The organism is Pseudomonas sp. GM79 (assembly GCF_000282495.1).
In the GTDB taxonomy this organism is placed as follows: Bacteria; Pseudomonadota; Gammaproteobacteria; order Pseudomonadales; family Pseudomonadaceae; genus Aquipseudomonas.
In genome coordinates, this window is sequence record NZ_AKJE01000089.1 from 40,238 (window position 1) to 61,812 (window position 21,575).

Genomic DNA, 21,575 nt, shown 5'->3' on the forward strand with positions numbered 1-21,575 from the left:
CCTATTAAGAAACTATAGCGTGGTTTGATGGCGGCATCGTTTCGGGATAGTTGTCCTGAAACAGGATAGGTCTCCGTGTGATAGAGCGATTTTCATTGGCTTCAGATTTAAATATATAATACAGGGCGCAAATCATGAACAAGGTATTCTGTAATGTGTCGATGAGGCCGGTGGATATTGTAAACGTAATATAGCCAACCACCATCCCCAGATACATACGCCGAGCAGACCGTTGTCGGATGGTTCGAGCGACCTTGATATAAAGTAAAAAGAAAAATGCAGTATAACTAATGAGGCCAAGAGAGCCTTGGTCGATCATCAAGCGAAATACGATACTTTCAGTATTGAAAAGGTCCGGGTCGAGGCCTGAGGATACAATGTTGCGAGTCGCATCAAGGCCGCCTCCGACAAGAGGAGAACTAAAGAAATGACGGGCGGAAGCAGCAAATTGTGCGCCACGCATAGCTAAATCGGAGCCATTCATGTCTTCGCCGAAGTTGGAGTCAAATATGTTGGCAACGGACAGTACTTTTTCTCTAAATAGTTCGGAGGTGGAAAAAAGCGTAACAAAGATCAGGGAGAAGGTTAGCGTGTATTTTAAGGATTTGGCTGCGCTTTGGCTAAGTGCAAATATTATAAGTGGGATCGCGAATAAAATAAGTGGGGTTCTAGAGTTTGTGAATAGCGCTCCTCCAATAATTATCGTCGTAGCCAAGCCGATTTTTAGATAGTCTTTGAGGTTGAGCTTCGGTCTTTTGAGCTTCACTGTATAGTAAGTGAGTAGCATCATTACAATAAGTGCACCATAAGTGATAGGGTGCGAAATTGTTCCTTGCGCCCGGATTCCGCGTAATGTTTCCGCGTAGGTTTGAGCAATGATGCGACCTGTATGAGTGGTTGAGTTAATGAATTCAATATAAGGATTGTAGTTTATTAAGTAGCAGATTGTTCCGTATGCTGCCAGGGCGCAGTAGCATGTTATATATTTGCTCATAAGTGTGCTGAGCTTTTCGGGGGTTTGTCTGCTTAGGTATTCGCAGTAGATAGTCGCGGGCATGAACACTTCAATGACCAAGCTTGTTAGCGTCAGCAATCCAGAGTTACTAGAGCTTATATTTAATATGGCTGAAACTGCCGAGGAGATTAGGATTATATAGAATGCACGGCTGAAAGGCTTTTTGGGGGAGTGTGGTCTTTTTTCGAGTAAAGTCTTTGTCAGGTACATGCCTATCATTACAAGGCAAAGATATTTGTAAAGACTGAAGGCAGGCAGGGAAGGTATATCAAGTAGGAGCAGAGCTTTGGGCGTCAGCACCGTCCAGACAGGGATAAGCAGTACGCTCCTGCGAAATGACAAAATCATTGCCAATGTGCCGAGGGCGGCCAGGATAAAAATCATATGTTGGGGCCTTAGGTCAAGTGCTTACGGTGTATTGGTCTCCCGGGAAGGAGTAATACTTAGGCTCTAGCGGGGGGAGGAATTGTAAAAAATATCTGATTTTCTAACATGTTTTTGTCCTTTTCTACATTGTTTTATGTGGACGAAAAATAACGAAATCATTTGCTCATTCCTTATGTTAAAAATCGTCGGATATCGGGTGGCGACAAGAAGAGTGCCCGAGTTCATCCTGTCCGTTTCGGCCAAGCTTATCTTGGACCTACAGCATTTTGGCCATTAATTACTTGGGGGTGGATATGTTGGCAGCAAAAAAGCATGCCGGAGGCACGACGGCGGGTAAGTTCGAATTGATCCAGGTATTGCGATTCATTGCTGCGTTGGCCGTAGTTGTCTGCCACTCTGCGTTTTACTCAAAGGAAAGGCTGGATTCAGGGACTATTAGTTATAATCTTGGCGCTAATGGAGTACCTCTGTTTTTTGTTATTAGCGGCTTTGTGATGATGATAGCTGCTGAGAAAATGCACAATGCGGACGGTGCTTGGAAGCTTTTTGCCATACGCAGAATTGTTAGGATTGTTCCGCTTTACTGGTTTGCCACTTCGGTAAAACTATTCACTCTACTGGCTGCTGCGGGTCTGGTATTGCATGCGCAAGTTGATTGGTTATACATAGTGAAGTCCTATTTTTTTGTGCCCGATATCAATGTTGATAACGAAATAAAACCACTGTTGGCGGTCGGTTGGACTTTGCTATTCGAAATGTTTTTTTATGCTATTTTTACACTGGCATTGTTGGTTCGGGTAGATGCCGTGAAATTTACAGCGCCAATATTAGGTGCTCTCGCAGTTGCGTCAATTTTTAAATCTGATACATGGAATGTGGTTTTGGCCTTTTATGCTGATCCAATAGTTCTTAATTTTTTGTGGGGGATGTTGGCGGCCAGGCTAATGCAGCGAGGCGTACTCATTGAGCGAAGTGTTGCCGTTTTGATTCTGCTGTTTTCACTTTGCTACTTGTTTTTTCCACGCTTCCCTGAATATGGAAATGTCATAACTTATGGTTTGGCTTCTTTTTTGTCGGTTTATTGCTGTGCTAGCCTTGAAAAGGCAATAAAATTTACAATGCCTCGGGTTTTGGTGTTTTTGGGGGCGGCGTCTTACTCCATTTATTTGTTTCATCCCCTAACGGCGCCGGCGGTGCCTGAGGTGTTCAAGAGACTTGGCATTATCTATTCTGTTCCGTCGGTGGTTGGCAGTATCTTTGTCGCCCTTTGCGCTGGGGCTTTCATGTATCGCTTTGTTGAGTCTCCACTTACGGATAGGCTCAATCGCTATGTAAAACAATATTTTAATAGTTCAACTGATTTTAAAAAGCAGATGAAAAGTTTTGAATGAAAGGTCTGATGAGGGTGTTGGTAGGGAGTGTCCTTGCTCTTGGTTGCTCCTTATTGGCTGCTGCACCGTCGTCACAGCTAGATACTGTGATGTCGTGTGATACTGATAATCTCAAGGCTTACCGGATATTGTTTGTCGGTGACAGTATTACTTTGCATGGCTTCGACGAGACGACCAGGAAGAATCTAGGATGGAGTCATACAAGTGGTATGGCCGCATCCTCCAGGCAGTCTGATTATGTAAGTATTTTAAGTCGAGACATTAGTGATGCCCGCGAGCAGCCGACGGTGGTTTGTTATCACACTGCAGGAGGAAGTGGAACAGTTGACCAGCGACTCCGAGCATTGGACTCTGTAATTAATACGCGCCCAAATCTTGTGGTTATTCAGCTAGGTGAGCACGAAGATATTAGAAGCGGAATTGGTAATTTAGAAGAAAATTACAGAAAGTTAATTACTGCTCTCCGTCGACTCGATAGTCGTCCGAGTATCATTGCCGTGGGCCCATGGTCCTTGTCTCGTCAGAATGGCCTTGGGCGTTACAGTGGCTGGTCCGGGGAGGTCGATAGAGTTATGGCGTCGGTCTCCTCTGAAGAGCATGTGCCTTACTCTTCAGTAGCCGATATCGCGGCTCTTCCACTAGCCCATGGTGCCGGTTCATCTGATGGGGTGCGCTGGCATCCGAATGATTACGGGCATGGCTTATATGCTAAACGTTTATTTTTGTTGTATCAGCAGGCAGCCTCCTCAGTGCGTGATTAATTTGGCGTTTGAGGATGTTGATAGTCGCGTCATTGTCAATCTGGTTTGTGTGACGAAGGGGGGGCGATATGCTTCTCGCGAAAAGTCGTGACATGTGCGCCACGTAATCACGCTTGATCGTCTTCTTGCCCAGCATCCGTTGCAGTTCACGGATCTGCTTGAGCGCATCGTACCGCCCGGAAGCCACCACCGTTCACTGACGCGACAAGCTGCCGTCCTGATACAACTGCACCCCAGGAACAGCTGGTTGGCATTGGTGTCATTGCGCCGAGCCACCACCGAAACACTTTGCTCTGGTTCAAGACTCTCGCGAACCAGGGCAATTTTTTTGCTTCGAGTTCCAGCGGCGTTGCCGCTCCCGGCCTAAAAGCTCCCCACTAGTCATAAGCATAACCGTTTGCCTATCCCTTATCGTAAGGGAAGCGGTGTTCTGTCTTTCATGGAGCTCGTTCAGATACTTTCAGATGGTCATACAGTCGAACCTGTAGTTCAGAATTGGATGTTGATACTGGAGCTCTAAAAGTTATGGCGTTTTAATAGAAGATCCTACAGACACCGTGAACGACACGAACCCCGTAGGAGCCGGCTTGCCGGCGAAGGCGTTTTCACGGTAGGCGCGCCATAACCCGGAGCAACAATCATGGAATACGACGATAAACTGATTGAAGAAGCCGTGCTTGCCCTGTTGGCAGCCTTCAGTTTCGATAACGGCAATACTTGGAAAGGGTTCGACTTCGAGACGATGAACCGATTGCATGAACAGGGTTTCATCAGCGATCCGGTGAACAAGAACAAATCGATTTGGTTGACAGCTGAGGGGCTGGAGCGAGGTCGGCAGATCGCCGACCGGTTGTTTGGGATAAGAACTCAAGTGGAGCATATATCCGACTCGGATGCCTGACTTCATACCCCGGCCATACGGTAGGTGGGGTTTATGGATCGCTTAAACACTGGGTAGCGCTGAAAAATCTCCTGTATCACTGGCCTCAAAATTCACGACTGCTTCGTCCGACGCAGCCTTTGGCAGCGGCAAAAAAAAGAAATGAAATGAGATGGAGGGGCTCCGGGCAGTCAGAGGTCTGACTGCCCAGGCTGCAGCGTTGTTAGCCGCAAGGTGAAGAAAATAGGCGGGGGGTGAGTCGCGGGGATTAATAGATGTCCTTGGAAAACAGCGTAAAAGGAGTCTTGATCAGGATCTTGATATCAAGCCACAACGACCAGTTGTTGATGTAGTTGAGGTCGATCTCCACACGCTTTTGCATCTTGTCGAGGGTCTCGGTTTCGCCACGGCAGCCGCTGATCTGGGCGAGCCCGGTGATGCCCGGTTTGATTCGATGGCGGGCCATGTAAGCCTGGATCTTGCCGGTGTAGTAGTCGTTATGGGCGACCGCATGTGGCCGTGGCCCGACCAGCGCCATATGGCCTTGCAGCACGTTGAAGAACTGCGGCAGTTCATCGATGGAGGTGCGTCGTATGAAACGGCCGACCGCAGTAATGCGTGGGTCTTCACGGCCGGCCTGGCGGACCTGGTGGTCGTCGTGCAAGCGCATAGAGCGGAACTTCCAGACTTTGATGATCTTGCCGTTCCAGCCGTGCCGCTCCTGTTTGAAGATGATCGGGCCCGGGGAAGAAATCTTCACGGCGGCGGCGATCACCAGAAGCAGAGGGCTGAAGCCGATCAGCGCTAGGGCGGCGAGGCTTCTGTCCAGCAAGGTCTTGCTCAGCGCTGCTGTTGGGTAACTGGTCAGCGGGCTTTCATTGAGGTGGATGGCAGGCAGGCCGTCCAGTTCACTGATGGAGTGATTGAGCAACGTCATGCTGCCCAGGTCGGGAACCCAGACCACATCGACATTGGCGTCGAGCAGGTCGATGTACAGCGCCTCGACCTGTTTGGCTTCGCTCAAGGGCAGCGCGATGTACAGCCGTCGGACGTCGTGCACCTGGATCAGCTCACGCAGTTCCTGCAATGGGCCCAGAACCCGGTGGGCATTGACCTGGGTCGATAGCTCGTTGGGATTTGAGCTGATCAGGCCCACCAGCGGCGGAAACTCGGTTTTGGTCAGTTTGTCTGCCAGATTAACCGCCAGTTGATCGGTGCCGATAATCAGGGTGTTGTACTGGCTGTGCAATTGCCGCTGGTAGTGCTTGGAAAAACTGTGCAATGGCAGGTACAGCAAGGCCTGAATGCAATAACCTGCCGTGGCCCAGACCACGATGATTTCCCGGGAGAACAATTCGCTGGTCTTGCTGAAAAAACCAATACTGGTCAGTCCGGCCAGCAGCAGCAGCCATCCCAGTAGCAGACGCGCCAAGCCGCTGAGGTAGCTATGCTGCTTGTGATAGACCAGCAGCAGGGAGTAGGAAGGGACCGAACCGAGGAAAGTAAGTACTGCAAGCACACGATAATGGGCGTCGATTTCTCCTGTCTGGTACAACGCCAGACCAAATAACAATGTATTGACCGAAGTGATGGCAATTATCCATTGCCCCCAGAAGGTCAGTCCTTTGGTTATGTTATTTCGATTAATACGATTATGTACCATCGCGGTGTCCCTCGGGCCTGCGCCACGTTGTGTATCAGTCGACGGTTAATAAATGGCAGCCACGCACAAAGGCTGAGCGAGCGCGTCAGTCAGGAAATGTTTTTATTATTAGAAGGGAATAACGGGGCTTATGGCTGGCCATCCAAGCTTTGTTTTAAAGTCAGCTGATACGGTTGTCTCAGTGTCTGGTTTTATACTAGTACCTAAATCTTCGTGGGTGTCTGACGAATTATAACGGCCACTCTTTTAGAGGCCTTGTTATAAAAGGTCGTGCTGTTTTGTTAGGAGGATATCGCTCAATCATCTATATAATTGCGGCATTCGAAAAACGTTTACTGGCTAGGCGAGGGGAAAGCGGAGCGTGCGCCATAGGAGAGTTTATGGCGATAGTCAGGATATACGGTGGGAAGAGGCAGGTGGTGGGTGTGGGGGGTGTATCAAGTGGGGCGGAGAATCGCGTTTATTGTTATTGTTTTTTGCGATCCTTCGCTCAGTAAGCGACTCTTATCCTTTGTGCCAGGCAGTAACCACGGTTTCTAACCGAGCGGATCAGCCGTTCTCCATTGGCTGCCGTCTTGAACTTTTTCTGCAATCGGCTCAGGCACATTTCAAGGCCGCTATATTGTTCCGGGTCTTTGTCGATGCGTAGAATAAGATCGTTTTTGCTGAGTACACGTCGATCGCTGAGTACCAGTTGGGTGAGCATTAACGATTCGGTACCGGTCAATGGAATAGTGATGTCTTCTTTGGCCAGTGTTCGATCGTCAGCGTTAAACCACCAGATATCAGGATTGCCCTGGGGCTCTTTAACCCGACTGACTGCCGAGATGAACTCTTCATCAGCCACCGGCTTCTTGAGAAAGCCATCAACACCGAAGTGCGAGAAGTGATTGAGTTCTGAAGATTCAGAGTTGGGTGTTATGAGGATGATTTCCGCATCTTTTTGATTTTTACGGATGAAACTGACATCGCTTAGCGATATGTCCGCCTGGTCGAGCAGGATGTGCGTGAATCGACTCTTTCGGATGCGTTCGCTGCTGAGTTTACCTGACTCGATTTCAAAAGATAAATACAGGCGTTGCGCGAGAAGCGATTCGATTGCTTGTCGTGCCAGTTGGTCCCGGGTGAAAATCAGAAAGCTGTTATTCGGCGTGTTCACAATAAGGTTCCTTCCTAGTCTGGTGAAGTTTTCAAAACTTAAATGAGCTCAGTCGGCGAGTAGTACCTCCCCTGAAAAAAGTCGAAGGGCATGCTGCGAGCCAGTGTGTGTAGCGCTTTGTGCTCCACCCTGTCCGCCACGAATTTGATCTTGCTGTCATGGATCATGCCGCTCAGACAGTCATAAGACCGGTTGAAAAAGTCCTGGCTGTTTTCGACCATGATGTCGAAATTGGATTTGGTCAGGTCCACTTTTATGTAATCGAAGAGGGCCAGGCTGATCAGTTTTTCGGTGCTGTCGTCGCTTAAATCATAGCCATCGAAAGCGATCTCGATACCATTGTCTTTCAATAAGTGAATATGATTGATAATAGTTCTTTTTTCTTTCAGGTTGAACGACAGGAACGAACTGCTGTTAATGCTGGGGATTAGCTGTTGCTCATGCTTTTTGAGTATCGCTTGAGCATCGTTCATTTCCTTGATCAGCGCTTTATCCAATAAAGCAGATTGATTCATGGTCACGAACAGTTTGTTTGGTGCCGGTGCGGAATGGGAAGGTGCCGCCTCAATCTGTGAGAGGGCATTCAATTGGATCCGTGTCAGGACTTCGTAATAAGTCGCCAGTGGATGATCGGAATGCAGTTGTTGATACCCCTTGTTCAGAGGTGTCTCCTGTTTGGTCGCCTTGGCATAGATTTCGCTGCCGAACAGTTCATCGTTTCGTTTCAGAATCGATTGCCTGAAGAATACCAATGCGAAGTTTTCGTGCGCTATAGCTTGCCTGCCGGGCTCCATTTCCTAGTCCTTTAAGAGTGAAAATTTGTTTGATTGACGGAGACGACCCCTCGAAGCAGTCGATAACCATAACCACGTACACTGTGAATGATGTTAATGCCAAAGTGCTTTTTGATTTTATTTCGAAGCCGGCTTATGGATTTCTCCAGGACGCGTGAGTCGTAGAGTTTTATATTCAATCCCATGGATTCGGCCATGCAATCATGGTGCAGGATATTGCCTTCTGCGTTGATAAGCGCATCCAGGGCTTTCATTTCCTGATAGGCCAGATCCAGTTTGTATTCTTCGTTGTATAAGTGCAGGCATGTTTGGTCCAGCGTCAACTTTATACTCGGCTGCCATTCAGGGGTTTCGAGCAGTTCTGACAGTAACCTGGCTTTTTCATCCTGATCGTTAGGTACATTGATGCAGTGATTGGCTCCGGCCAGGTAACATTCAATTTTAGCGTGCGGAGAGCGATAGTTGATTGCAACGATAATGGCCAGTTCTGTCGGATTCGTACGTAACTTCTTGATCAGTGCCAGGCAGTCATTAAATATGGAGGGGCTTTCAATATCGATCAGTACGGTACCGAGTGTTTGCGTTTCGATATCCATGCTTGGCGGGTTTGGATAATCTAATGTATAAACATGTGTGAGATTAGATACAAATAGCTGGCGAAGTTTCTCTGTCGAGCGCCAAGTGCGCCCAATAGCGAGAATACCCCTCTGGCTATTTTCGATTTTGCTCTCAGTACTCATCATGCAAATTACTCATATGTGCTGGCGTTGCAATCTTAATACACAAAATACTGACGTTATCTGACTTTTTATAACATTTCCCGTCTGGAACACACGTCACTCCATGCCCTGTAGTTTTAGCTGATTCAATGACATAGGCAAATGCCGAGGCTTAAACCCATGGGTGTTTGTGATCGGGCTTAGTTGGTGGCCCCCTCTCAGTCGGACTAGGCTTTTTAGGTTGACTTTTCTATGAGCAATACAGATGCGATGGCTAATTGCCCACCTGGCTGCAGAACGAAGCACAACTGCGGAGTCTTGCGTATGAATGGTGCGAATGTCCGCATTTTTGAAAACTGGAGTTGATTTATATGGATATTCCACGGTGTTCTAGGGTGATGTAGGTGTACGTTGGGATGGCGATTAGTACAGCGACCGCCTCTTTTTAGGGCGAATGACCATATTAATTGAGGCTTTTGGCATTATATTAGTAATATTTATGTCCGAAAGGGTAATTGTCAGCGGGTAGTTATTCTGTTTGGCTATTGAAAAAATCCCCAAAGCTGATATTAAAGCGCCATTAAATTTTATGTACTAACCGTCCTTTTTGCAATTAACCATCCACGCAACGCCAAACCGATCGACCAGCATTGCGAAACGGATCGCCCAGAACGTCGCCTCCAGCGGCAGCAAAAAACCGTTCTGCCTCCGCCACACTGTCGACATTTCGTAAAAGCGGCCTCGCAGTCGCCGTTGAAGATCAGGCGGTTATTGAGGGGGAGGACGTTCAGGTTCGTTCTCGAATGCCGATGGGCATTGACTCCAGATAGCAAAGCGCTAAAACCTGGCGAGCGGTGGTATTTTTTAGGTGTTTTTCTATGGGCCAAGCGAGGCTTATCGCCTTGTGATGGCTTGTTTCACGTACTGTAGAACCGCCGCGCTTCTCTGACATCCGCCAGCGAGTCCCTCGTCCTATGCCCGTCCTGACCCGCTTCGCCTCTTTGCTCGACCAGGCGAGACGTGCCTTGTTGCTGGTCTGGGGAACGTCCCGCGGGCTGTTTCTGGGATTGGTGCTGGCAACTCTGGTTGCCGGTGTGCTGCCGGCGCTGGCGGCCTGGTTGGGGCAGCGGATTGTCGATGCCGTAGTCACCGCCATGCAATTGCACGCCCAACAGGGCAGTGCGCCATTATGGCCGGTTGTGCAGTATGTGCTGTTTGAAGCAGGCGTTCTTGCGTTGCTGTCCGGGACACAGCGCGCACTGTCGGTTCAGCAATCGCTATTGCGGGTGCAGTTGGGGCAGAAGGTAAACACGATGATTCTGGAAAAAGCCCAGACGTTATCGTTGGTGCAGTTCGAGAATTCCGAGTTCTACGACAAGCTGGTACGGGTGCGGCGCGAGGCATCGACCCGGCCGCTGGCGCTGGTGATGAAGTCGCTGGGGCTGATCCAGAACCTGATCGTGTTGATCAGTTTCGGTGTGTTACTGGTGCATTTTTCGCCGTGGGCGCTGGTGCTGCTGGTGGTCGGAGCGTTGCCGGTGTTCTTTGCCGAAGCGCACTTTTCCGGGGATGCCTTTCGCCTGTTCACGCGCCGGGCGCCGGAGAGTCGGCAGCAGAATTACATCGAGACGCTGCTCTCCCATGAGGGTTACATCAAAGAGGTGAAACTGTTCGGTTTCGCGCCGCTGCTGTTGCAGCGTTATCGGGACACGTTTGCGCGTCTCTACGCCGAAGACCGGCGCCTGACATTGCGTCGTGATGGCTGGGGATTTGTACTGGGACTGCTGGGCACCGCGGCGTTTTATCTGGCCTACGCCTGGGTGGTGGTCGATACCGTTCACGGCAATATCACCCTTGGGCAAATGACCATGTACCTGGTGCTGTTCAAGCAGGGGCAGGCCGCCGTGAGCAGCAGTTTGAGCGCGATCAGTGGTCTCTACGAGGATGGCCTTTACCTGTCGAGCCTCTACGAGTATTTGGCCGAACCGGTTATTGCCGATAGCGGAAACCTAACCGTGGGCGAGGTGCCCGGCGACGGTTTGCGTTTCGAGAACGTCGGTTTCCGTTATCCGGGAGCGAGCCGCACCGCTTTGCAGGGCATCGATCTGCACCTGATGCCTGGACACAGCGTCGCCCTGGTGGGGGAGAACGGCTCGGGCAAAACCACGCTGATCAAGTTGCTGACTCGGCTGTATCGCCCCGATCAGGGTCGTATTTTGCTGGATGGCAGCGATTTGCAGTCCTGGGACGAAGAAGCGCTGAGACGACGCATCGGCGTGATCTTCCAGGACTACATTCGCTACCAGTTCTCCGTGGGCGAGAACATCGGCGTGGGCGATACGTTGGCGTTCAACGATGAAGCGCGCTGGCAGCAAGCAGCCGCCGAGGGCATGGCCGCGCCCTTTATCGAGCGCCTGGATCGCGGTTACGCCACGCAATTAGGGCGATGGTTTGCCGGTGGGCAGGAGTTGTCTGGTGGGCAATGGCAAAAAATCGCTTTGTCTCGCGCCTACATGCGCCGCGACGCCGATATTTTGATTCTGGATGAGCCAACCTCGGCCCTGGACCCTGCGGCGGAAGCGGCGGTGTTCGAGCATTTCAGTCAACACACCGAAGGCCGCATGACGTTGCTGATTTCTCATCGGTTCTCCAGCGTGCGCAATGCCGATCACATCATCGTGCTGGACCAGGGTTCGATCCTTGAGCGAGGCGATCACGACAGCCTGGTCGAGGCGGGCGGGCGGTATGCGCAGTTGTTCAACGTGCAGGCTCGTGGTTACCGGTAGCGCGTCAATCCCCTGTGGGAGCGGGCTTGCTCGCGAAAGCGGTGTGTCATTCAACATTGATGCTGGCTGACCCGACGCCTTCGCGAGCAAGCCCGCTCCCACAGGGATTGCGTTTAACTGACCAGCATTAGCCCGCAGGCTTTTTTGCGCATTGAAACACCGGCTTCATGGCATTTGCGGCAACTCTTGCGGCCGCAAATCAAACACCAACACCTCGGCATCCACGCCGTTGCTCAAGGTCAGCACCTGTTCTTCCCGAACCCGCACACCATCGCCTTCCTGCAACTGCACGCCGTTCAACTCGACACTGCCGCGCGCCACATGCACATAGGCGTAACGATTGGCGGCCAGTTCCAGGGTGGCGCTTTCCTTGCCGTCGATCAGGCCGGCATATACCCGCGCATCCTGCCTTACTTTCAGCGAACCGTTGGTGCCGTCCGGGGAGATGATCAGCTGCAAGCGCCCGCGTTTTTTCTGCGTGCTGAAGTGTTCTTGCTGATAACGCGGTTTGGCGCCGCTAACCTCGGGCACGATCCAGATTTGCAGAAAGTGCACCGGTTTGTTCGTCGAGTGGTTGAACTCGCTATGAGCCACGCCACTGCCAGCGCTCATCAATTGCACGTCACCGGGGCGGATCACCGAACCGGTGCCCAAAGTGTCCTTGTGTTCCAGGGCACCTTCAAGCACATAGGAAAAAATCTCCATGTCGCGGTGAGGGTGCTGGCCAAAACCTTTGCCAGCCGCCACGCGGTCGTCGTTGATCACCAGCAGGTCGGAAAAACCCTGCTCCCGTGGGTTGCGGTAGTTGGCGAAAGAAAAGGTATGGAACGACTTCAACCAACCGTGATTGGCCGCGCCGCGATCCGAAGCTTTACGAAGGGTCAGCATGATGAAATCTCCTGTCAGGACGTGAATTCGTCCGAGTGAGGAGAAGGTTAATGTTTACCGTTTGGTGCAATAAGTAGATGAAAATTGAAATACTGTCTCTTATGAGTTGACAGTTTTGGGCGCGAGTTCACGTATCATTGTTGTTACATTTGGCCATAATGCTCGGTGCTGAGCCTATGTTCCCTCTTCCTCTGATATCAGTGATGTCCAATCCATGAAAACCGTGGCAATGGTGCTGTTCCCCGACTTTCTTCTGCTCGACATGGCCGGGCCCATGGAGGTGTTTTCCATCGCCAATCGCTATCTGGAGCCGGCGGACCGTTATGAGCTGTCGACCATTGGCACCGAACACGGCGCGTTGCGGGCCTCCAATGGCGTCAGCCTGCAAGCCGATCTGCACATCGATCAAGCGAACGAGCGCTATGACTTGTTGCTGGTGCCGGGCGGGCCGGGGGCCTACAACGAAAAACATACGTCATTGCTCGCCTGGCTTCAGGGCGCTGTACGCCGGGCGAACCGTTATGGGTCGATCTGCACCGGCGCATTCGTGCTCGGGCATGCCGGGCTGCTGGACGGTTATCGCGTGACCACTCACTGGCACTACACCGAGCGCCTGATCAAAGGCTTCCCCAAGGCCACTGTCGAAACCGATCAGATTTACGTGCAAGACCGCAATCTCATCACCTCTGGCGGTGTCACCGCTGGCATCGACCTGGCGCTCGCGGTGGTTGCCGAAGACCATGGCAAGAAGGTCGCCCAGGACGTTGCCAAGGTGTTGTTGGTGGTAATGAAACGCCAGGGTGGGCAGGCGCAGTTCAGCCCGTTGATGGCGGCAGTGGCACCCCATGAAACGCCGATCACCCGGGTGCAGAACCATGTGCTCGAACACCTCGATGAAGCGTTCAGCATCGAACGCATGGCCAGCCTGGTGAACATGAGTACGCGGCACTTCGCCCGGGTTTTCGCCCGGGAAGTGAACATGACGCCCATGGAGTTTCTGCAAAATGCGCGCATCGATTGCGCCAGGAACCTGCTGGAAACCAGTGACGTGCCACTCAAGACCGTGGCCTTCAAAAGTGGTTTCGGCAGCGTGCGGCACATGCGTTTTTTGTTCAGTGAAAAGCTCGGCCTGACACCCACCCAGTACCGCGAACAGTTCAGTTAGGGGGGCGTTGTCCGTCACGCGCACCGTGATGGCCGTGATACTCCTCCCGTGGCCGTTGTGCCGTCACCCATGCCTGCCAAGATACCCATGAACTCTTTGCCATGGAGGTGCGGGAGCCTGGATGGACCGGTGCGATGGATTTTGCAGTACCTTGAGCCGGGCCAGGTTTTCAGCGCGTGAACGTGCATGAACAGCCTCAGAAATATAAACAGCGATGCGGTGCTGCGGTTCGGGCCCTACGCCTTTCACCTGCGTCAGCGATTGATCCTGGAGGGGGATCGCCCGCTGCGCATGGGCGGGCGGGCCCTGGATATTTTGCAGGTGCTGGTCGAGCGCGCCGGTTCAGTGGTGAGTAAGGATGCCCTGATTGCCCATGTATGGCCGACCTCGGTGGTTGAGGAAATCAACCTGCGCGTGCACATCGCCGCCCTGCGTCGGGCACTCGGCGACGGCCAGAACGAGCAGCGCTACATCGTCAATATTCCCCAGCGCGGCTACAGCTTCATCGCCCCGGTGCAGTGTGACCGGGCAGGCACGCCGGTGCCCGTCGAGACGCAGCACAAGCCTCAACACAATCTGCCTGCCCGGCTCACGCCGGTGACCGGTCGCGACTCGATCATCGGCAGTGTGGTCCGGCAGTTGCCGGTTCGACGCCTCATGACTTTGATTGGTCCCGCCGGCATTGGCAAAACTACCGTGGCGTTGCGCGTGGCAGAGTTGCTGTTGCAGCACTATCGCGACGGCGTCTGGAGGATTGATCTGGCGGCCATCGATGACCCGGCGCAACTCGTCGAGCATCTGTCGCGCACGCTGGAACTGGACGTTGGCGGGGCGGCGCTGGAGCAGCGGCATGCCTTGGTGGTGCTCGACAATTGTGATCACCTGCTCGAATGCTGTCGGGCAGTGGTGGACAATCTGCTGGCCTCGGCGCCACGGCTGTCGATCCTGGCCACCAGCCGCGAACCCCTGCGAGCGGCGGGAGAAACGCTGCTGCATGTACCGGCCCTGGCGGTGCCGCCGGCCTCAGCGATATACAGCGTGGCCGAGGCCATGGATTATTCGGCGGTGCAGCTGTTGGTCAGCCGCGCCCGAGCACGTCAGCAAGGGTTTGCCCTGCGCCAACAGGACCTCAAGGCTGTGCGCGAAATCTGTCGGCGCCTGGATGGCCTGCCCTTGGCCATTGAACTGGCGGTGGCGCAGATCGATGCGTTGGCGCTGGTGGGGTTGCAAGCGCAACTCGGCAACTGCTTGCAGTTGTTGACTCAAGGCCGGCGCACCGCTCTGCCACGGCATCAGAGCCTGAAAGCCGCACTGGACTGGAGCTATGAACAGCTGAGCCCGTTGGAGCAAACCGTGTTGCAGCGGCTGGCGGTGTTCAAGATGGCGTTCACGCTGGACTCGGCGATTGGCGTGATCAGTTGCGCGGTGCTGTTGCCTGCCAGTGTGGTTAAAGGGGTGGAGAGCCTGGCGAGCAAATCACTGCTGTCGGTGGAGCAGGGCAGCGGTGTGACCCGTTACCGTTTCCTCAACACCACCCGTATCTACGCCTTGGAGAAACTCGAACACAGCGGTCATTTGCGTGCCTTTGAACGGCGTCATGCCCGCTACATCAGCCGGGCACGCTGGACATCAGCCGGGCAGGTGTCGTTGCAGCTCGTCGAGTAGCCGACGGACTTTCGTCAAGTCCGGTGTAGCAAAGCCTTCGGTGAAGCGCTGGTAAATCGGCGCCAACAGCTCATGGGCTTGCTGAAAGTGACCCTGACGCTGCCACAGGTGGGCCAGTGACGTGGCGCTACGCAGTTCCCAGGCCAGCGCTCCCTGGACTTTTGCCACGGCTAACGCCTTGAGCAGCACGGCCTCGGCCGCACTGACCCGGGTCGGACAATCCTCTGCCAGCAACGCGTCGGCCCGGGCTCGCAGAATTTCCGCGGTGCTCCAACCCGCCGCGCCGCTTTCGGCTCGTTCCAGCAATGCGTCATCGATGAAACGGCTGTCCAGCGTGACCATGATTTCCTTGATCAACCCGGTGTTAGCTCGCGATGACGAGGGCGCATCGGCCCCCTCGATCACCTGCGCGTAATGTTTGGCCCACGTGTAGAACAGCAGCACCGAGTGTTTCTTCGCCTGTTCAAGCAGCAGGTTCAGGAGTTCGCGGGCGACCGGGGTGTCGCCGTTGTAATGAGCGATCAGGCAACCGGCCAGCGCCAGGGTGTAGCAGATGGACGTGCCATGATTGATCTGCATCGCGATGTCGAGTGCCTGTCGTGCGGTGTGCCAGGCTTTTTCCGGGTGCCCTTGTAACCAGAGAATGCGCGCCAGAATCGTCAGGGCTGCGACGCTTTGATCGTAATGCACACCAAAACAGTAGGTGAAGCGGTTGAGGTAACCGCTCTGGGCCAGGCATTGAATAACCTGTTCGACATTCTCCCGCGCCAGAGCCTGATCCCCGGCAAAGTGCAGGGCCAGAACCCGCAAGCGTTGGGTGCTCAGGGACAACGCCGCGTCACCGTGCAGCCCCAACCGCTCAAATTGTCGGCTCTGCTCCAGGGCCTGTTGGTAGTGGCCGCAACTAAGATCAACCGCCAAGTGCCCGGAAATCGCTTTGAGCTGACCGGCCACATCGTTGCAGTGTTCGGCCAGGTGTTTGGCGCGGACGAACGCTTCGACGGCTTCGTCGCTGCTGCCCAGGGTGTGGTAGCAGGAACTGCCGAGGGCAAGCTTGAGGGTCATGGTCACACGCGGGCAGGGCTGATGCGTCGCTTCGAGCAACGCCAAAGCTTTGCGCACATACACGCCATGCTCCTTGAGCAGCGACAGTTCCTGCCACAGCGGCGTCGAGGTTGCAGCGAGGCGGATCGCCAAGGCCTGCGGCCCTTGAGCATTCAAGCCCCAGTCAAGTGCAGCACGGATGTCTTCCAGGTTGCGGGCGTAACGCTCGGTCCAGCGCTCGCTCGAGATCTGCTCCCAGTCGTTCTGGGCTTGCTGCATCAAGGTCAGGCAGCGTTCGGCGTGGCGCTCGCGGGTGTCTGGCAACTCCTGGGCCTGGGCGAGTTTTTCCAGTGCATAACCACGTGTGGTGTCGAGCAGCCGGTAGAACACTTCTTCGTCGCCGACTTCCACGTTCAGCAACGACTTGGCGACCAATTGGGTGATTGAGCCGAATACCACATCGGGCTCGAGGTGTTCACCGACGATCACCGCGGCCGCCGACTCCAGGGTGAAACCACCCCGGAACACGCCCAATCGGCGCAGGCAGGTTTGCTCGCAGGCATTGAGCAGTTCGAAGCTCCAGTCCAGTGTGGCGCGCAGGGTCTGATGGCGGCCCAAGGTTGTCTGGCAGCCCTGGGTGAGCAGACGAAAACTGCCTTGCAGTTGCGACAGCAACCCACTCAATCCCAGGCTGCCCACTTGCGCCGCCGCCAGTTCGATGGCCAGCGGTATGCCGTCCAGGCGCCGGCAGATTTCAATGGCCAGCGGCAGTTCGGCTTCGCTCAGTTCGAAACTGTCGTGGCTGGCCATCGCCCGTTCGACAAACAATTGCAGCGCCGAAAACGTCAGGGCCTGAGCGCGGTCGAGCACGGCGATGGGCGGTGGGCAGTCCAGCGATTCCAGGCGCTGCACGAACTCGCCTTCGGCCCGCAGGCTCTCGCGGCTGGTGGCCAGAATGTGCACTTGGGGCGCCGCGCGCAGGATGCTTTCACTGAGCAACGCAATGGCATCGATCAAGTGTTCGCAATTGTCGATGACCAGCAGCATGTGCCGTTCGCGCAGGAACGTGGCGAGACCGCTCATGGGTTCGGCGTCGTGCAAGGATAAATCCAGCAGCGTTGCCAAGTGCGTGGTGATCATCAAAGGGTCGTTGATCGGTGCCAGGTCCAGCAGGCGAATGCCGTCTCGGTAGCGGCCGATCAATTGCTCGGCGACGCGCAGCGCCACCGTGGTCTTGCCGATTCCGCCGGGGCCGACGAGGGTGATGAAACGCTGCCGCGTCAATTGCGTTATCACGCTGTCGACCAGAGCCTGGCGACCGATCATGCGGGTCCGACGGATTGGCAGGTTATGCCGGCTCGATCCATTTTCGGCGCTTTTCGGGCTTTGCTCGATGTGCTCCACAGAGAACGGCGCGACAAAACTGTAGCCGCGCTGAGCAACGGTGATGATGTAGCGCTGGCCGGCCTGACCATCACCGAGGGCCTTGCGCAGCGCCGCCATGTGCACCCGCAGGTTGATGTCTTCCACCACGCTTTTGGGCCAGACCCGGGCGATCAGTTGCTGCTTGCTCACCACCTGCCCGGCGTGTTCCAGCAGGATCAACAGAATGTCCATGGCCCGCCGACCCAGGCGCAAGGGCTGGTCGGCCTCCATCACCAGGCGTTGTCCGGGGTAAATCCGGTAAGGGCCGAAATGGATGGCCTGTTCGGGGGAAAGGGTCAACGGGTCACTCCTGCTTGCATCCGTCTATCGCACGGTATCGGGGCATATTCCTCAGGTTTTTTCGCCAGTGCAATGCTCTGTCGTGCACCTCGTCGGTGTGTGCATCGGCTGCTGGATTCCCGTCAGCGCTTGTCGATCCCGTATTTATTGGGTGCGGTGTTGGCCGGGTGCGTGGGCGCCCCGTTGAAAATTAACAACGTTTAACTCGTCGTGTGTCCGGTCTACGCTCAAAAATCCATCCCTTCAAGTTCAACCGAAGGCACCGGCCTTCTTGCAACAAAAAGCGTGCCGCAAAAAGGATGAACCCCTTCTGGAGGAACCGGAATGAGCAACGTGGTGGTGGTCTATCACAGTGGCTACGGGCACACCCGGGTCATGGCCGAGGCCGTGGGCCAGGGTGTGGAACGGCACTTGGGTAGCATCTGTAGGCTGATTCCGGTCGAAGAAGTGGACGATCACTGGGAACGCTTGCACCGCGCCGATGCAATCATCTTTGGCGCCCCGACCTACATGGGCAGTGCTTCGGCAGCCTTCAAGGGCTTCATGGACGCTACCGCCTCGTTCTACCTGGCCCAGCCCTGGCGCGACAAACTTGCCGCCGGCTTCACCAACTCAGGCTGCCTGTGCGGCGACAAGCTCAACACCTTGCAGCAGATGGCAGTGTTCGCCGCCCAGCACTCGATGATCTGGGTCGGCCTCGACCTGCTGCCGGCGCGCAGCAGCACGGGCCTGTTCGATGGGCAGTTGAACCGTCTCGGCAGTTCGCTGGGGGCCATGGCGCAGTCGAATGTCGAACAGTCCCCCAACCTTGCACCACCCCTGGAAGACCGCCGCACCGCCGCGCATTTGGGCGAGCGAGTGGCGCGCCTGGCCGAACGAATGGCCCACACCTCTTATTAACCGCCACAAAAACCATGCATGAGGAGACATCACCATGAGCACCTTTACCACCCGAGACGGCACCGAGATTTACTACAAGGACTGGGGCACCGGTCAGCCGATCGTCTTCAGCCACGGCTGGCCGTTGAACGCCGACAGCTGGGAATCGCAGATGATCTTCCTGGCCTCCCAAGGCTATCGGGTCATCGCCCATGATCGCCGTGGTCACGGGCGTTCGAGCCAGCCGTGGTTTGGCAATGACATGGACACCTACGCCGATGACCTGGCGCAACTGATCGAACATCTGGATTTGCAGAACGCCGTGTTGTTCGGCTTCTCCACCGGCGGCGGCGAAGTGGCGCGCTACATCGGTCGCCATGGCACCGCTCGCGTGGCCAAGGCCGGGCTGATTTCCTCGGTGCCGCCGCAGATGCTCAAGACCGACACCAACCCTGGCGGCCTGCCAATGGAGGTGTTCGACGGTATTCGTCAGGCGTCCCTGGCCGACCGTTCGCAGCTGTACAAGGATCTGGCCAGCGGTCCGTTCTTTGGCTTCAATCGCCCGGGTGCCAAGCCGTCCCAAGGCATGATCGACTGGTTCTGGCTGCAGGGCATGATGTCCGGCCACAAGAACGCGTATGACTGCATCAAGGCGTTCTCCGAAACCGACTTCACCGAAGACTTGAAGAAGTTCGACGTGCCGACCCTGGTGGTGCATGGCGACGACGACCAGGTCGTGCCGATCGAAGCCGCTGGTATCGCTGCGGCAAAACTGGTCAAGGGCTCCACCTTGAAGGTCTACCCGGGAGCACCCCATGGCCTGACCGACACCCACAAGGATCAACTCAACGAAGATCTGCTGGCGTTCATCAAGGGCTGACCAAGATCAAAAGATCGCAGCCTCCGGCAGCTCCTACACGGTGATGTGAACATCTGTAGGCGCTGGCGAAGGTTGCGATCTTTTGATTGTGAGAGGGGGAAGAGAACGCACCGTTCGGCAACGCCAGGCGAACGGTGTGATGCCTTCGCTGCGGGTGAAGATATGGGAGAAATGTGCCTGATCGCAGAAGCCACATTCCAGGCTGATTTGCGTCAGGGTCATGTCGGTGTTCTGGATCAAATGCTTGGCCCGGGCGATGCGTTGCAGACGAATCCAGTCCTGCGGTGAAACACCGATGCTGCACTTGAATGCACGGGAAAAATGACTGCGCGACAGGGCACAGGCCCGTGCCAGTTCGGTCACTTCCAGGGGATCGTCGAGGTGGTCGAGGATCAGTTGCTTGACCAGAGTTTCACGCCAGGGGCTAAGGCCGCCCGTGGTTTTTTTTTGCGTTTCAATGGCACACGCCTTGATCGCGTTTTGCTGAATGAGAGCCATGGCCAATGTCCGTGTCGATGGGCGCGCGCGGATGCACTGCACGGTGGGTCAGCACGTTCCCTTGTCTGAAAAACAAGTCTGCGCAGAAGGCTTCATTCTTGGTCGCGAGCGCTTTGGCTTGCGAGTTAAACGTTGTTAATTCCTCGATCCGGGCGGGCCGTCTCGAGTAAAGTCAGATGCTCGTCAACCTTCATGCCTGGCCGAAAACACCATGGGATTGTGCTTATGAACCGTAATGATCTGCGCCGCGTCGACATGAACCTGCTGGTGATTTTCGAGGCGTTGATGTTCGAAAAAAACCTGACTCGCGTCGCCGAGAAGCTGTTCATGGGCCAACCGGCGGTGAGTGCTGCGCTGGGACGGCTGCGTGATTTGTTCGACGATCCGTTGTTGCTGCGCAATGGTCGCGGCATGGAACCGACGGCGCGGGCGCTGGCGATTCTCAAGGAGTTGCAACCGGCGATGGACACCATTTCCGGAGCGGTCAGCCGGGCCAAGGAGTTTGACCCGGCGAGCAGTTGCGATGTGTTTCGCATCGGGCTGTCGGACGATGCCGAGTTCGGACTGTTTCCGCCGTTGTTGCGCAAACTGCAAGAAGAAGCGCCGGGGATCGTGGTCGTGGTGCGTCGCGCCAACTATCTGCTGATGCCGGCGTTGCTCGCATCTGGCGAGATTTCGGTGGGGGTGAGTTACACCACCGACCTGCCGGCCAATGCCAAACGCAAACGCCTGCGCGACATTCCCTGCAAAGTGCTGCGCGGTGACAATCGTCCAGGGCCGCTGACCCTCGACGAATATTGCGCGCGGCCGCACGCGATGGTGTCGTTCTCCGGTGACCTGAGCGGCAACATCGATATGGATCTGGCCAAGGTCGGCCGCTCTCGCCGCGTGGTGCTGGGCGTGCCGCAATTCAGTGGCTTGCGGGCGTTGTTGGCCGGCACCGAGATGATTGCCACGGTGCCGGATTACGCTGCGTGTGCGCTGGTCGAGGGATGTACCTTGCGCGCCGAAGATCCGCCGTTTCCTATCGACGCCGCGCAGTTGTCGATGGCGTGGAGCGGGGTGCATGACAACGATCCAGCCGAAAAATGGCTGCGCTCGCGGATCAGTCAGTTCATGTCCGAGCCCCTGAAAATACCAACCCCGAAGGCTGCGATCTTTTGAGACGACCCATCTTGCATACCCACACCGTCCAACTGTGGGAGCGGGCTTGCTCGCGAAGGCGTCGGGTCAGTCGACATCACCGCTGAATGACACACCGCCTTCGCGAGCAAGC

General features: G+C 54.9%; 17 protein-coding genes and 2 pseudogenes. 9 read left to right on the forward strand and 10 right to left on the reverse strand.

Features of this window, described 5'->3' with window-relative positions; translation table 11 throughout:
* Nucleotides 1-4 precede the first annotated feature (4 nt).
* Nucleotides 5-1,399 carry a hypothetical protein gene (locus PMI36_RS05835; protein ID WP_008074735.1) on the reverse strand — a complete coding sequence of 465 codons (1,395 nt, stop codon included), beginning with the start codon at nt 1,397-1,399 and terminating at the stop codon, nt 5-7.
* Nucleotides 1,400-1,695: 296 nt separating this feature from the next.
* Here PMI36_RS05835 and PMI36_RS05830 point away from each other — a divergent pair, with 296 nt between their 5' ends.
* Together PMI36_RS05830 and PMI36_RS30950 are read left to right on the forward strand one after the other, a co-directional pair.
* Nucleotides 1,696-2,793: an acyltransferase family protein gene (locus tag PMI36_RS05830; RefSeq protein WP_008074736.1), complete on the forward strand. Its 1,098-nt coding sequence runs from the start codon at nt 1,696-1,698 to the stop codon at nt 2,791-2,793.
* Complete coding sequence (locus PMI36_RS30950) at nt 2,790-3,554, forward strand: SGNH/GDSL hydrolase family protein (protein WP_008074737.1); 765 nt, start codon at nt 2,790-2,792, stop codon at nt 3,552-3,554. Before PMI36_RS05830 ends, PMI36_RS30950 begins: the two co-directional genes overlap by 4 nt.
* 106 nt (nt 3,555-3,660) lie before the next feature.
* Here the strand turns inward: PMI36_RS30950 and PMI36_RS30955 are convergent.
* Nucleotides 3,661-3,939: pseudogene (locus PMI36_RS30955) on the reverse strand (transposase); the annotation flags it as partial.
* Between the two features lie 255 nt (nt 3,940-4,194).
* Here PMI36_RS30955 and PMI36_RS05825 point away from each other — a divergent pair.
* On the forward strand, nt 4,195-4,455 hold the full coding sequence (locus PMI36_RS05825; protein ID WP_008074738.1) for a DUF6429 family protein: 261 nt from the start codon (nt 4,195-4,197) through the stop codon (nt 4,453-4,455).
* Nucleotides 4,456-4,702: 247 nt separating this feature from the next.
* On the opposite strand, the gene PMI36_RS05820 is transcribed toward PMI36_RS05825, so the two are convergent.
* The 5 genes and pseudogenes from PMI36_RS05820 to PMI36_RS31295 all read right to left on the reverse strand — a co-directional run.
* Nucleotides 4,703-6,097 carry an undecaprenyl-phosphate glucose phosphotransferase gene (locus tag PMI36_RS05820; protein WP_008074739.1) on the reverse strand — a complete coding sequence of 465 codons (1,395 nt, stop codon included), beginning with the start codon at nt 6,095-6,097 and terminating at the stop codon, nt 4,703-4,705.
* Between the two features lie 490 nt (nt 6,098-6,587).
* Nucleotides 6,588-7,256: a winged helix-turn-helix domain-containing protein gene (locus PMI36_RS05815; RefSeq protein ID WP_008074740.1), complete on the reverse strand. Its 669-nt coding sequence runs from the start codon at nt 7,254-7,256 to the stop codon at nt 6,588-6,590.
* A 38-nt stretch (nt 7,257-7,294) separates the two neighbouring features.
* Entirely contained in the window at nt 7,295-8,050 is a 756-nt protein-coding gene (locus tag PMI36_RS05810) for an EAL domain-containing protein (protein ID WP_008074741.1), read from the reverse strand.
* An 11-nt stretch (nt 8,051-8,061) separates the two neighbouring features.
* Nucleotides 8,062-8,793 (reverse strand): winged helix-turn-helix domain-containing protein, encoded by a 732-nt coding sequence (locus PMI36_RS05805; RefSeq protein WP_008074742.1) that lies wholly within the window; start codon nt 8,791-8,793, stop codon nt 8,062-8,064.
* 570 nt (nt 8,794-9,363) lie between these two features.
* Nucleotides 9,364-9,496 (reverse strand): annotated as a pseudogene (locus PMI36_RS31295) (VOC family protein); the annotation flags it as partial.
* Nucleotides 9,497-9,743: 247 nt separating this feature from the next.
* Between PMI36_RS31295 and PMI36_RS05800 the strand changes: the two are divergent.
* Nucleotides 9,744-11,555: an ABC transporter ATP-binding protein gene (locus PMI36_RS05800; RefSeq protein WP_008074743.1), complete on the forward strand. Its 1,812-nt coding sequence runs from the start codon at nt 9,744-9,746 to the stop codon at nt 11,553-11,555.
* Between the two features lie 165 nt (nt 11,556-11,720).
* Here the strand turns inward: PMI36_RS05800 and PMI36_RS05795 are convergent, their stop codons facing one another.
* Nucleotides 11,721-12,443 (reverse strand): pirin family protein, encoded by a 723-nt coding sequence (locus PMI36_RS05795; protein ID WP_008074744.1) that lies wholly within the window; start codon nt 12,441-12,443, stop codon nt 11,721-11,723.
* Between the two features lie 214 nt (nt 12,444-12,657).
* On the opposite strand from PMI36_RS05795, the gene PMI36_RS05790 reads away from it, so the two are divergent.
* Nucleotides 12,658-13,608 carry a GlxA family transcriptional regulator gene (locus PMI36_RS05790; protein WP_008074745.1) on the forward strand — a complete coding sequence of 317 codons (951 nt, stop codon included), beginning with the start codon at nt 12,658-12,660 and terminating at the stop codon, nt 13,606-13,608.
* Between the two features lie 186 nt (nt 13,609-13,794).
* Entirely contained in the window at nt 13,795-15,273 is a 1,479-nt protein-coding gene (locus tag PMI36_RS05785) for an ATP-binding protein (protein WP_008074746.1), read from the forward strand.
* On the opposite strand, the gene PMI36_RS05780 is transcribed toward PMI36_RS05785, so the two are convergent.
* On the reverse strand, nt 15,238-18,042 hold the full coding sequence (locus tag PMI36_RS05780) for an ATP-binding protein (protein ID WP_008074747.1): 2,805 nt from the start codon (nt 18,040-18,042) through the stop codon (nt 15,238-15,240). The genes PMI36_RS05785 and PMI36_RS05780 overlap by 36 nt on opposite strands.
* Before the next feature lie 324 nt (nt 18,043-18,366).
* Between PMI36_RS05780 and PMI36_RS05775 the strand changes: the two genes are divergently transcribed.
* Together PMI36_RS05775 and PMI36_RS05770 are read left to right on the forward strand one after the other, a co-directional pair.
* Nucleotides 18,367-18,942, forward strand: coding sequence for a flavodoxin family protein (locus PMI36_RS05775; protein ID WP_008074748.1), 576 nt, complete (start codon nt 18,367-18,369; stop codon nt 18,940-18,942).
* Between the two features lie 34 nt (nt 18,943-18,976).
* Nucleotides 18,977-19,801 (forward strand): alpha/beta fold hydrolase, encoded by an 825-nt coding sequence (locus PMI36_RS05770; RefSeq protein WP_008074749.1) that lies wholly within the window; start codon nt 18,977-18,979, stop codon nt 19,799-19,801.
* A 33-nt stretch (nt 19,802-19,834) separates the two neighbouring features.
* On the opposite strand, the gene PMI36_RS05765 is transcribed toward PMI36_RS05770, so the two are convergent.
* A complete protein-coding gene (locus PMI36_RS05765; protein WP_008074750.1) occupies nt 19,835-20,299 on the reverse strand; it encodes a helix-turn-helix domain-containing protein in 465 nt (154 codons plus the stop codon).
* 225 nt (nt 20,300-20,524) lie between these two features.
* On the opposite strand from PMI36_RS05765, the gene PMI36_RS05760 reads away from it, so the two are divergent.
* A complete protein-coding gene (locus PMI36_RS05760) occupies nt 20,525-21,463 on the forward strand; it encodes a LysR family transcriptional regulator (RefSeq protein WP_008074751.1) in 939 nt (312 codons plus the stop codon).
* The last annotated feature ends 112 nt before the right edge of the window (nt 21,464-21,575 follow it).